Source organism: Streptomyces sp. NPDC015127 (genome assembly GCF_043080095.1).
GTDB lineage: Bacteria > Actinomycetota > Actinomycetes > Streptomycetales > Streptomycetaceae > Streptomyces.
The window spans coordinates 19,543-30,870 of sequence record NZ_JBIBVE010000018.1 but is presented as its reverse complement, the minus strand read 5'-3'; the positions used below and the strand labels follow the sequence as shown (position 1 = coordinate 30,870).

General features: G+C 70.6%; 11 protein-coding genes and 1 pseudogene. 8 read left to right on the top strand and 4 right to left on the bottom strand.

Annotation, left to right across the window (positions count from 1 at the left end; all coding sequences use genetic code 11):
• Positions 1-19 precede the first annotated feature (19 nt).
• Positions 20-556, top strand: a complete 537-nt coding sequence (locus ACF08N_RS30350) for an HXXEE domain-containing protein (protein ID WP_392327925.1) — start codon at positions 20-22, stop codon at positions 554-556.
• 30 nt (positions 557-586) lie between these two features.
• Entirely contained in the window at positions 587-1,126 is a 540-nt protein-coding gene (locus ACF08N_RS30345; RefSeq protein ID WP_392327924.1) for a hypothetical protein, read from the top strand.
• Between the two features lie 37 nt (positions 1,127-1,163).
• Here ACF08N_RS30345 and ACF08N_RS30340 read toward each other — a convergent pair.
• From ACF08N_RS30340 to ACF08N_RS30330, 3 genes and pseudogenes are all read right to left on the bottom strand, one after another.
• A pseudogene (locus ACF08N_RS30340) lies at positions 1,164-1,861 on the bottom strand (SAM-dependent methyltransferase); the annotation flags it as partial.
• 287 nt (positions 1,862-2,148) lie between these two features.
• On the bottom strand, positions 2,149-2,904 hold the full coding sequence (locus ACF08N_RS30335; protein WP_392327923.1) for a glycerophosphodiester phosphodiesterase: 756 nt from the start codon (positions 2,902-2,904) through the stop codon (positions 2,149-2,151).
• Positions 2,889-3,914, bottom strand: a complete 1,026-nt coding sequence (locus ACF08N_RS30330; RefSeq protein WP_392327922.1) for an adenosine deaminase — start codon at positions 3,912-3,914, stop codon at positions 2,889-2,891. Before ACF08N_RS30330 ends, ACF08N_RS30335 begins: the two co-directional genes overlap by 16 nt.
• Before the next feature lie 112 nt (positions 3,915-4,026).
• On the opposite strand from ACF08N_RS30330, the gene ACF08N_RS30325 reads away from it, so the two are divergent.
• Positions 4,027-4,746, top strand: a complete 720-nt coding sequence (locus tag ACF08N_RS30325) for a DUF4190 domain-containing protein (protein WP_392327921.1) — start codon at positions 4,027-4,029, stop codon at positions 4,744-4,746.
• 93 nt (positions 4,747-4,839) lie between these two features.
• On the opposite strand, the gene ACF08N_RS30320 is transcribed toward ACF08N_RS30325, so the two are convergent.
• Positions 4,840-5,388 carry an NADAR family protein gene (locus tag ACF08N_RS30320; protein WP_392327920.1) on the bottom strand — a complete coding sequence of 183 codons (549 nt, stop codon included), beginning with the start codon at positions 5,386-5,388 and terminating at the stop codon, positions 4,840-4,842.
• Positions 5,389-5,563: 175 nt separating this feature from the next.
• On the opposite strand from ACF08N_RS30320, the gene ACF08N_RS30315 reads away from it, so the two are divergent.
• The 5 genes from ACF08N_RS30315 (at position 5,564) to ACF08N_RS30295 (ending at position 11,319) form a co-directional block, all read left to right on the top strand.
• Positions 5,564-7,081 (top strand): gamma-aminobutyraldehyde dehydrogenase, encoded by a 1,518-nt coding sequence (locus ACF08N_RS30315; RefSeq protein WP_392327919.1) that lies wholly within the window; start codon positions 5,564-5,566, stop codon positions 7,079-7,081.
• Positions 7,082-7,156: 75 nt separating this feature from the next.
• The gene (locus ACF08N_RS30310; protein WP_392327918.1) at positions 7,157-8,404 is read left to right on the top strand and encodes a PotD/PotF family extracellular solute-binding protein; all 1,248 of its coding nucleotides are present in this window, start codon (positions 7,157-7,159) and stop codon (positions 8,402-8,404) included.
• Positions 8,405-8,447: 43 nt separating this feature from the next.
• Positions 8,448-9,599, top strand: a complete 1,152-nt coding sequence (locus ACF08N_RS30305) for an ABC transporter ATP-binding protein (RefSeq protein ID WP_392327917.1) — start codon at positions 8,448-8,450, stop codon at positions 9,597-9,599.
• The gene (locus tag ACF08N_RS30300; protein WP_392327916.1) at positions 9,596-10,522 is read left to right on the top strand and encodes an ABC transporter permease; all 927 of its coding nucleotides are present in this window, start codon (positions 9,596-9,598) and stop codon (positions 10,520-10,522) included. Before ACF08N_RS30305 ends, ACF08N_RS30300 begins: the two co-directional genes overlap by 4 nt.
• Entirely contained in the window at positions 10,522-11,319 is a 798-nt protein-coding gene (locus tag ACF08N_RS30295; protein WP_392327915.1) for an ABC transporter permease, read from the top strand. The genes ACF08N_RS30300 and ACF08N_RS30295 overlap by 1 nt, the downstream gene beginning before the upstream one ends.
• Positions 11,320-11,328: the final 9 nt, after the last annotated feature.

Sequence of the window (11,328 nt, the reverse complement as noted above, 5' to 3'; positions counted from 1 at the left end):
GTGGGGCAGACTGGCAATCGTGACCGACGACCGCCCGAACCCCCTTGTGGCCTATGGCCTGTTGGCTGCCTGGGCCCTCCATGACGCCGAGGAGCTGGCCACCGGACCGCGCTGGATGCGGGAGAACGTGCCCGTGCTGCGCAAGCGGTTCCCGCAGGTGCCGGACCGCGTGTGGCGCGCCCTGGAGGCCGTCGACGAGCGCGAGTTCGCCGCCGCCGTGGGCGTGATGGCCGCGATCGTCGGCTCCGCCGCCGTCGCCGGTCACCGCTCGGGCGGCCGGTCGGCCTTCTACCAGGGCGCGTTGGGCGGCTTCGGGCTGCACGGTCTGGTCCATCTCGCCCAGGCCGCCGCTGTCCGCGGCTACACGCCCGGCTCGGTGACCTCGCCGCTGGTCGTGGTGCCGTTCACCCTCTGGGCGCGCGGCCGGCTGCGGCGCGCCGGGGTGCTTCGGCCCGCACGCGCGCGGGACGTGGCGCTCGGTCTCGCCCTGGCCGCGGGCGCGACCGCCGTCTCGCACCTGATCGCCAGGAGAGTCACCGCGCAAAACCATTTTTGAACACGTTCACTTCTCGCGTAGGGTGACGCCATGAGTGAGCGGCAAGCCCTCCTGCGGGGGATACGTGTGTGGCTGGTCTTCTTCATCGTGTGCCTGGTGCTCAGCGGCGCGACCGCCTTCCCGCTGGTCACCGAACTCCGCTGGCTGGAGGGGCTGCTGAACTCCGCCGCCTCGCCCGTCCCCGAGCACCTGCCCGGCCTGACGGAGTGGATCGGGCGGGTGCGGGAGGGGCTCGACGCCACCGACGCGGCCTATCCCTTCGTGCTCTACGGCACCGACTGGCTGGCCTTCGCGCACCTGGTGATCGCGGTCGCCTTCTACGGGCCCTACCGCGATCCGGTGCGCAACATCTGGGTGATCGAATTCGGCATGATCGCGTGCGCCGCGATCATCCCGCTCGCGCTGATCTGCGGACCCGTCCGCGGGATCCCCTTCTGGTGGACCGTCATCGACATGTCCTTCGGCGTCTTCGGCGTCATCCCGCTCCACGCCGTGCGCCGCAGGATCAAGCGGCTGGAGGCGCTGGACGCCGCGGGGCCGGCGACCGCACCGGCCCCGGCGGGCGCCTGACGCCCCGCTCGTGCGCGCGTACGGCTCGGGGCGTGCCCTACGGCTTGCGGCCCACCGCGCCGAACTGCGCGACCTCCGCCTCGCCGTCGTCCGCGCCCCAGCGCGCGCACGAGACGATGCCCGGCTCCAGGATCTCCAGGCCGTCCAGGAAGGACGCGAACTCCGCGCGCGTGCGTGCCGTGATCGGCGGGGTGGCGTTCTCGTTCCAGAACGCCATCGCCTCGGCGTTCCCCTCGCCGCCCAGCTCCAGCGTCGGATGCGTCAGGACGAGGTGGCTGCCGGACGGTACGGCGTCCATCAGCGTCCGTACGACCGACCTCGCGCGGTCGGTTCCAGGACGAAGTTGAGAATGCCGAGCATCATCACGGCGACCGGCTGCTTCGGATCCAGGGTCGCCGACACCGCCCGGAGGATCTCCTCGGGCCGGTGCGCGTCCGCGTCGATGTACTCGGTGGCGCCCTGCTGGGACCCGGTGAGCAGCGCGCGGGCGTGTGCCGGCACGACCGGGTCGTTGTCCACGTACACGACGCGCGCGTCCGGCGCGATGCGCTGCGCCACCCCATGGGTGTTGTCCGCCGTCGGCAGGCCCGTGCCGATGTCCAGGAAGTGCCGCATGCCCGCCTCAGGGGCCGGCCACGACACCGCCCGGCGGAGGAACGCCCGGTCAGCGCGGGCGACTTCGCCGATGCTCGGGTACATGCCGGTGACCTGGTCGCCGACCGCGCGGTCCACCGGACAGGCCTAGGGGGTGTCTCGCCGATCTTGCCGGGCTCGCGACGCCTGGCACCGCGCCTCTCCCCCGTAGCCCTTCGGGCACGGGAGGTGCCCCCAGCGTTGTCGTCGGTCGCCGACGCTCCGCGTCGCCTCCCTCCTCCGCCTTGCGATCCACGGCACCAGACCCTCCCCCTACGCCCTGCGGGCGTGGGGGGACCCCCACTCCCTCATCCGGCCTGATCGACAAGACACCCCCTAGTAGTTCCAGACCCGGGCGTTGTGCGCGATGTCGGTGCGAAGTCCTGCCGTCACGTACGGGCTTCCTTCGTCAGGCGCGCCTCGTCCAGTACCGCGCCGAGCGCGTCCACACGGTTGGTGGTGATCGAGTCCACACCGCAGGCGACCAGGCGGCGCATCGTGCGCCGGGTGTCCGCGGTCCATGCCGACACCAGCATGCGCTGCCGGTGGACCCGGTCGGTCAACTCGGGCCCGATCAGCCCGAACCGGTAGTTCAGCCAGCGCGGCGCCACCGCGTCCAGCAGCACGGGGCGCGGCGGGGCGAGCGTCGTCCACGTCATCGCGATCTCGGCCGAGGGGTCGGCGGACCGGACGGCGAGCATGGTCGCCGGGCCCGCGCAGTAGTACACCCGCTCACCGGCGCCGTACTCGCGGACGACACCGACCACGGTGCGCACCGACTCCGCCGTGGCACCCGGCAGGTCGATCATCAGCCGGTGCCGGCCCGCCCCGGCCAGTGCCTGGGCGAGCGTCGGCACACCGCCGCCGGTCAGGGACTCGACCTCGGCGTGCGTCAGCCGCGCGAGCGGCACGTCGTGCCCCCACAGGCGCCGCAGCGAGGCGTCGTGCAGCAGCACGGGCACCCCGTCGCGGGTCAGCCGGACGTCGATCTCGACCGCGTCCGCACCGTGCTCGATCGCCGACCGCAGCGACGGAAGGGTGTTCTCCCGGGCCCGGTAGGGGTCGCCGCGGTGGGCGACGACCGTGACGGGGCGCGGGTCCCCGGCGCCCACCGGTGGCCCCTCGCCGCTCAGGGGGCGAGCCACGCGGCGGTGTACTCGTCGATCTCGGCGGCGATACGGGACTTGCCCGCCGGGTCCAGGAACGACGCCTCGACGGCGTTCTTCGCCAGGTCGGCCACTCCGCGCTCGTCCAGATCGAGCAGGCGGGCCGCGACCGCGTACTCGGTGTTGAGGTCGGTGCCGAACATCGGCGGGTCGTCGCTGTTGATCGTCACCAGCACACCGGCCGCCACCATCTCCTTGATCGGGTGCTCGTCGAGGTCGGCGACCGCCCGGGTGGCGATGTTGGAGGTGGGGCAGACCTCCAGCGGGATGCGCCGCTCGGCGAGGTGGGCCAGCAGCCGCGGGTCCTGGACCGAACTGGTGCCGTGGCCGATCCGCTCGGCCCGCAGGTCGTTCAGCGCGTCCCAGACCGTCTGCGGTCCGGTTGTCTCGCCCGCGTGCGGAACGGAGTGCAGGCCCGCGGCGATCGCGCGGTCGAAGTACGGCTTGAACTGCGGCCGCGGCACACCGATCTCGGGGCCCCCGAGCCCGAACGACACGAGTCCTTCCGGTCGCAGGTCCACCGCGAGCCGCGCGGTCTCCTCGGCCGCCTCCAGGCCCGCCTCGCCGGGAATGTCGAAGCACCAGCGCAGCACGACCCCGAGCTCGCTCTCGGCCGCCTTGCGGGCGTCCTCGATCGCCGCCATGAACGCCTTCTCCTCGATGCCGCGGCGGGTCGAGGAGAACGGCGTGATCGTCAGCTCCGCGTACCGGATGTTCTGCCGGGCCATGTCGCGGGCCACCTCGAACGTGAGCAGCCGTACGTCTTCCGGGGTGCGGATCAGGTCCACGACCGAGAGGTAGACCTCGACGAAGTGCGCGAAGTCGGTGAAGGTGAAGTAGTCGGCCAGCGCCTCGGGATCGGTCGGCACCTTGGAGTCGGGGTGGTTCGCGGCCAGTTCGGCGACGATACGGGGGGAGGCCGATCCGACGTGGTGCACATGCAGTTCGGCCTTGGGCAGCCCCGCGATGAAGGGGTGCAGATCGGTCATCGGGTACCTCCGTGTGCGAAGCGCCGCTCCTGGTCAGGGGATCATCGTAGGCGGCCGGTCGGGGGGCGGTACCGAGGTCGTAGCATGACCGGACCACCTATGGGGGAGATCCATGTCTGACAACCAGGGCAACCAGGGCGGGCCGGCGGGCGCGCCCCAGCCGAACGACCCGTGGGCCCCGCCGGCCGGCGGGACTCCACAGGACAAGGTGCCGCTGGACAAGCCGCAGTCCGCGCCCGTGCAGCCGAGCGTGCACGACCAGCCGACGGTCATCGGCATGCCCGGCGACGTGCCGCCGCCTCCGGTCGCGCCCGGAGGCCCCGCGCCCGCCTACGGCTACCCGGCCGCCCCGAGCCTGCCCCAACCCCCCGCCTCCGGCACCTCGGGCGGCTTCGGCGCCCCCTCGGAGGGCTTCGGCGCGCCCTCCGATCCGTACGGCGCCGCCTACCCGGGCTACGCCCCCTACGCCGGACCGAACCCGGGCTGGACGCAGACCCCGGCGAACGGCATGGGCATCACCGCGATGGTGCTCGGCATCCTGTCCGTCTGCCTGTTCTGCCTGTACGGGATCGTCGGCATCATCCTCGGCGTCCTCGCGCTGATCTTCGGCATCCTCGGGCGCAAGCGTGCCCAGCGGGGTGAGGCCACCAACGGCGGCATGGCGCTGTCCGGCATCATCCTCGGCTCCATCGGCATCGCGCTCGGTCTGATCTTCATCGCTCTCATCGCCTGGGGCATCACCACGGCGATCAACGAGGAGAAGAAGAACGACAACTACGACTACGACTACGACAGCTACTCGAACCACCTGGTCGTCGACGCCACCCGCTGACGTCACCGGCTGACGTCACCCGCCCGTGACGCGGGGGCTGTCCGGTCCCGATCCGCCGGAACGGCCCCCGGCCGCCCGGGGGCCGCCCAGCCCCTACCCCCGGCCCCGCAGCTCCTCGCGCGCCTCCATCAGCGCGAATCCGAGCAGATTGAGCCCGCGCCAGCGCGCCGGGTCCAGGGCCCGCTCGTCGTCCGCGGCCAGCCCGATGCCCCAAATACGGTCGACCGGGCTGGCCTCCACGAGCACCCGGTCGCCGGTGCCCAGCAGGAAGTCGCGCAACGCGGCGTCCTGACCGAACTTGTGCACACTGCCGGCGTGTACGACCGAGAAGCGCTCACGCTTCCATATCGCCTCGTCGAAGCCGCGCACCAGCCGCCCCGCCCTCTTCGCCTGGGCGGGGCTCTTCGCGTCGAGCGCCTTCCGCTCCGCCTCCGCGTCCCCGAAGAGCCTGGCCTTGGCCGCCATCATCCAGTGCTCCGCGGTCGCGTACCGCACGCCGTCGACCTCGAACGGCGCCGGCCACCACTGGCTGAGGCAGCTTGCTCCGATGCGGCCGTCGCGGCGCGGCGCATGCCCCCAGAAGTGCAGGTACTTGATTCGGTGTCCCTTGGCGGCCAGCTTGATCAGTTCGTCCGTCCCCATGCGCGCGAGTCTGTCAGCTGCCACCGACAGTCCGTCTCTGTAGGGGCGCTCCGGCGCGACACATGGTCGACCGATTCCGTCGCGTAATCAAAAGGCAACAACGGAATCCCTTGTTGCGTAGGTCACCCTCTGCCAGGATCGGCACTCAATTCGAGCTGGAGCAACGGAGAGCATCATGGGCAACGGCCACCGGATGCGGGACCGCTTCGCGGCCGGCACGCAATACATCGGCGGACGGCTTCGATCCGGTACCTCGGGCCGTACGCAGGACGTGGTGAACCCGGCGACGGGGGAGACCGTCCACACCTACGAGCTCGCGTCGGCAGCGGACGTCGATGCCGCCGTCGCCGCCGCACGGGACGCACTGCCCGGCTGGGCGGGTGCCACCCCGGGCGAACGGTCGGACGCCCTGCACCGGTTCGCCGGTGTGCTCGCCGAGAGGGCGGAGGACCTGGCGCACACGGAGAGCGTCCAGTGCGGCAAGCCGATCAAGCTCACCACCGAGTTCGACGTCCCCGGAACCGTGGACAACACCGCCTTCTTCGCCGGGGCCGCCCGCCACCTCCAGGGGCAGTCCGCCGGCGAGTACAGCGGCGACCACACCTCCTACGTACGGCGGGAGCCCATCGGCGCGGTCGGCTCGATCGCCCCCTGGAACTACCCGCTCCAGATGGCGGCCTGGAAGATCCTCCCGGCGATCGCGGCGGGGAACACCATCGTCCTCAAGCCCGCCGAGATCACCCCGCTCACCTCGCTGATGTTCGCCGAGGCCGCCGTCGAGGCGGGCGTTCCCGACGGCGTCGTCAACGTCGTGAGCGGCGCGGGCAGGGACGCGGGCGAGCACCTGGTCGGCCACCCGGACATCGCCATGACCTCGTTCACCGGGTCCACCGCGGTCGGCAGGCGCGTGGCGGAGATCGCGACCGCGAGCGTCAAGCGGCTCCACCTCGAACTCGGCGGCAAGGCCCCCTTCGTGGTCTTCGACGACGCCGATGTCGAGGCCGCCGCCCACGGCGCGGTCGCGGGCGCACTCATCAACTCCGGCCAGGACTGCACGGCGGCCACCCGCGCCTATGTCCAGCGGCCGCTGTACGACGCCTTCGTCGCGGCCGTCGCCGACCTGATGGGCACGGTCCGCCTCGGGGACCCCCTCGACCCGGCGACCGACCTCGGCCCGCTCGTCTCGCACCTCCAGCGCGACCGCGTCGCCGGTTTCGTCGACCGGGCGCGCGCCTACGCGACTGTCGTCACCGGCGGTGAAGCACCCCAGGGGGACCTCAAGCGGGGCGCGTACTACCGGCCTACGCTGATCACAGGGGCCGCCCAGGACAGCGAGATCGTCCAGTCCGAGATCTTCGGCCCGGTCCTGGTCGTGCTCCCCTTCGACACCGACGACGAGGGCATCGCCCTCGCCAACGACACCCCGTACGGACTCGCCGCCTCCGCCTGGAGCCGCGACGTCTACCGGGCCGGCCGGGCCACCCGCGAGATCAAGGCGGGCTGCGTCTGGGTCAACGACCACATTCCGATCATCAGCGAGATGCCGCACGGCGGATACAAGGCATCCGGCTTCGGCAAGGACATGTCGGCCTACTCCTTCGAGGAGTACACGCAGGTCAAGCACGTCATGTACGACAACACCGCGGTCGCCAGGAAGGACTGGCACCGCACGATCTTCGGGGACCGTCCGTAACGACATGCGGCTACCGCCGCGTGGTGTCAGGCCGCGCCGACCAGCGGCCGAACCCACCCGAAAGGGCAGAGCGTCATGGAGCAGTACGAGTCCGAGCGCCTCTCGGCGGCGCAGATCGCCGCGATGCGGCGCAGCCTCACCAACGGGCGGGGTGCCCTCTCCCGCCGTTCGCTGCTGCGCGCGTCCGGCATCGGCGCACTCACGGCCGGCGGCGCCGGCCTGCTGAGCGCCTGCGGCATCCCGCCCGCGAAACGCGAGGGCGGGTCCGAGGGGACGACCGACCACTCGGACAAGGAGAAGCGGCTCACCTTCTCCAACTGGACCGAGTACATGGACATCAGCGAGGACGAGAAGCGCCGTCCGACACTGGAGGAGTTCACCCGGCGGACCGGGATCACGGTCAAGTACACCGAGGACATCAACGACAACGTCGAGTTCTTCGGCAAGATCCAGCCGCAGCTCGCGGCCGGGCAGGACACCGGCCGCGACCTGATCAACGTCACCGACTGGCTGGCCGCGCGGATCATCCGGCTCGGCTGGGCGCAGAAGCTCGATCCCTCGCTGCTGCCGAACGCCTACGCCAACCTCTCCCCGCAGTTCCGCAGCCCCGACTGGGACCCGGGCCGCGCCCACAGCTACCCGTGGACCGGCATCCCCACCGTCATCGCCTACAACATCAAGGCCACCGGCGGCCGCAAGGTGGACTCCGTCACCCAGCTGCTGGACGACCCGAAGCTGGGGGGCCGGGTCAGCTTCCTCACCGAGATGCGCGACACGGTCGGCATGACGCTTCTCGACATGGGCAAGGACCCGGTCAAGGTCACCGAGGCCGACTACGACGCCGCCCTCGGCAGGCTCCAGAAGGCCGTCGACAGGAAGCAGATCCGCCGCTTCACCGGCAACGACTACACCTCGGACCTCGACAAGGGCGACATCGCCGCCTGCATCGCCTGGGCCGGCGACCTCATCCAGCTCCAGGTCGACAACCCCGACATCCGCTACGCGATCCCGGCCGCCGGCTACATGACGGCGACCGACAACCTCCTGGTGCCGGCCCAGGCGCGGCACCGGAAGAACGCGACGCGGCTGATCGACTACTACTACGAACTCCCCGTCGCCGCGAAGCTCGCCGCGTACATCAACTACGTGACGCCGGTCGCCGGAGTCGCTCCCGAACTGGCGAAGATCGACCCCGCCCTGGCCAAGAACCCGCTGATCATCCCGGACGAGGCCATGGCGGCCAAGTCCCACTCCTTCCGTTCGCTCAGCAGCGCGGAGGAGACGGCGTACGAAGAGAAGTTCGCCAAGCTCATCGGTGCCTGAGCTGCCATGTCCTGACGACCCGACACATTTGGGACCGCGACACATGACTGAGAAGACAGAGGGCGGCGACGTCCGCCTCTCCGGGATCAGCAAGACCTACGGCTCCTTCACGGCCGTCCACCCGCTCGACCTGACCGTCCCGCAGGGTTCCTTCTTCGCCCTGCTCGGCGCGTCCGGCTGCGGCAAGACCACCACCCTGCGCATGATCGCCGGCCTGGAGGAGCCCTCCACCGGCACCGTCTCGCTCGGGGCGCGCGACGTCACCGGCCTGCCGCCCCACAAGCGTCCGGTCAACACGGTCTTCCAGAGCTATGCGCTCTTCCCGCACCTGAACATCTACGAGAACATCGCCTTCGGACTGCGCCGCCGCGGCGTGAAATCCGTGAAGCAGCAGGTCGGTGACATGCTCGACCTCGTCCAGCTCGGCGACTTCGCCCAGCGCAAACCGCACCAGCTGTCCGGCGGCCAGCAGCAGCGCGTCGCCGTCGCCCGCGCGCTGATCAACCACCCCCAGGTCCTCCTCCTCGACGAGCCGCTCGGCGCGCTCGACCTCAAGCTGCGCCGCCAGATGCAGCTGGAGCTCAAGCGCATCCAGACCGAGGTCGGCATCACGTTCGTCCATGTCACCCACGACCAGGAGGAGGCCATGACCATGGCCGACACGGTCGCGGTCATGAACGCCGGCCGGGTCGAGCAGCTCGGCGCTCCGGCCGAGCTGTACGAGAACCCGCGCACCACCTTCGTCGCCAACTTCCTCGGCACCTCCAACCTCATCGAGGCGGAGGTCGTCGACACACGCGGCGACGAGGTCGTCGTCACCGCGGGCGGCGGCAAGCTGCGGCTGCCGGCCGGGCGCTGTCCCGAGGGGGTGCGCACCGGCGGCAGACTGCTGGTGGGCGTCCGCCCCGAGAAGATCTCGCTCACCGCCACCGACGAGGCCGCATCCGCCGCGGCCGGCCGGAACGCCGTCACCGGCCGGATCGTGGACTCCTCGTTCATCGGTGTCTCCACGCAGTACGTGGTGGAGAGCCCGGCGGGCAAGGCGCTCGAGGTCTACGCACAGAACGTGGAGCACCGCGCGGGCCTCGTGCCGGGCGCCGAGGTCGTCCTGCACTGGAACCCGGAGCACAGCTTCGGGCTCGACGCCGCCCAGGACATCTCCGCGGGTGTCGAGAGGGTGGAGGAGACCCCATGACCGTCACCGAGGCGCCCGCCGCCCCGGCGCCCGCCGGACCACCGGTCCACAAGACGTCCGTGCGCCGGCGGCTCGTCCCGTACTGGCTGCTGCTGCCGGGCATCCTGTGGCTGCTCGTCTTCTTCGCGCTGCCGCTCGTCTACCAGGCGTCGACCTCGGTGCAGACCGGCTCCCTGGAGAAGGGCTTCGAGGTCACCTGGCACTTCGCGACCTACTGGGACGCGCTGACCGAGTACTACCCGCAGTTCCTGCGGTCCCTGCTGTACGCGGGCATCGCCACGGTCCTGTGCCTGCTGCTCGGCTACCCGCTCGCCTACCTGATCGCCTTCCGCGCGGGCCGCTGGCGCAATCTGCTGCTGGTGCTGGTGATCGCGCCGTTCTTCACCAGCTTCCTGATCCGTACGCTCGCCTGGAAGACGATCCTCGCGGACGGCGGACCGGTGGTGGAGGTCCTGAACACCGTCGGGTTCCTCGACGTCACCAGCTGGCTCGGGATGACCGAGGGCAACCGCGTCCTCGCCACCCCGCTCGCCGTCGTCACCGGTCTGACGTACAACTTCCTGCCGTTCATGATCCTGCCGCTGTACACGTCGCTGGAGCGGATCGACCCGCGCCTGCACGAGGCGGCCGGGGACCTGTACGCGACGCCCGCCACGGTCTTCCGCAAGGTGACGTTCCCGCTGTCCATGCCCGGCGTCGTCTCGGGAACGCTGCTCACGTTCATCCCGGCGAGCGGCGACTACGTCAACGCCGAACTGCTGGGCTCGACCGACACGCGCATGATCGGCAACGTCATCCAGTCGCAGTTCCTGCGGGTGCTCGACTACCCGACGGCGGCCGCGCTGTCGTTCATCCTGATGGCGATCGTGCTGATCATGGTCACCGTCTACATCCGCCGGGCCGGAACGGAGGACCTGGTCTGATGCGTTGGATACGGCGCAACCTCGTGGTGGTCGCGGGCCTGCTCACGCTCGTGTACCTGATCGTGCCGAACATCGTCGTGATGGTGTTCTCGTTCAACAAGCCCGCCGGGCGGTTCAACTACTCCTGGCAGGAGTTCTCCACCGACGCCTGGAAGGACCCGTGCGGTGTCGCCGACATGTGCGGCTCCCTCACGCTGTCCCTGCAGATCGCGCTGTGGGCGACCGTCGGGGCGACCGTCCTCGGCGCGATGATCGCGTTCGCGCTCGTGCGCTACCGATTCCGCGCGCGCGGCACGATCAACTCGCTGATCTTCCTGCCGATGGCGATGCCCGAGGTGGTCATGGCCGCCTCGCTGCTCACGCTCTTCCTCAACCTGGGTGCGGAGCTGGGCTTCTGGACCATCCTCATCGCCCACACCATGTTCTGCCTCAGCTTCGTGGTGGTCGCCGTCAAGGCACGCGTGATGTCGATGGACCCGCGTCTGGAGGAGGCGGCCCGCGACCTGTACGCGGGACCCGTGCAGACGTTCCTGCGGGTCACCCTGCCGATCGCCGCCCCCGGAATCGCGGCCGGCGCGATGCTCGCCTTCGCACTGTCCTTCGACGACTTCATCATCACCAACTTCAACTCCGGAAACACCGTCACCTTCCCCATGTTCGTGTGGGGTTCGGCCCAGCGCGGCACGCCGGTGCAGATCAACGTCATCGGTACGGCCATGTTCGCCGTCGCCGTGCTGATCGTGGTCACCGGCCAGGTCGTCGGCAACCGGCGCAGGAAAGCCGCGCTGCCCCAGTAGGGCCCACGG

Bases quoted from the DNA above. Each gene is read 5' to 3' on its own strand.
- ACF08N_RS30320 (WP_392327920.1), bottom strand. From the start codon at position 5,388: ATGGGGACGGACGAACTGATCAAGCTGGCCGCCAAGGGACACCGAATC.
- ACF08N_RS30345 (WP_392327924.1), top strand. From the start codon at position 587: ATGAGTGAGCGGCAAGCCCTCCTGCGGGGGATACGTGTGTGGCTGGTC.
- ACF08N_RS30310 (WP_392327918.1), top strand. From the start codon at position 7,157: ATGGAGCAGTACGAGTCCGAGCGCCTCTCGGCGGCGCAGATCGCCGCG.
- ACF08N_RS30305 (WP_392327917.1), top strand. From the start codon at position 8,448: ATGACTGAGAAGACAGAGGGCGGCGACGTCCGCCTCTCCGGGATCAGC.
- ACF08N_RS30300 (WP_392327916.1), top strand. From the start codon at position 9,596: ATGACCGTCACCGAGGCGCCCGCCGCCCCGGCGCCCGCCGGACCACCG.
- ACF08N_RS30330 (WP_392327922.1), bottom strand. From the start codon at position 3,914: ATGACCGATCTGCACCCCTTCATCGCGGGGCTGCCCAAGGCCGAACTG.
- ACF08N_RS30295 (WP_392327915.1), top strand. From the start codon at position 10,522: ATGCGTTGGATACGGCGCAACCTCGTGGTGGTCGCGGGCCTGCTCACG.
- ACF08N_RS30315 (WP_392327919.1), top strand. From the start codon at position 5,564: ATGGGCAACGGCCACCGGATGCGGGACCGCTTCGCGGCCGGCACGCAA.
- ACF08N_RS30325 (WP_392327921.1), top strand. From the start codon at position 4,027: ATGTCTGACAACCAGGGCAACCAGGGCGGGCCGGCGGGCGCGCCCCAG.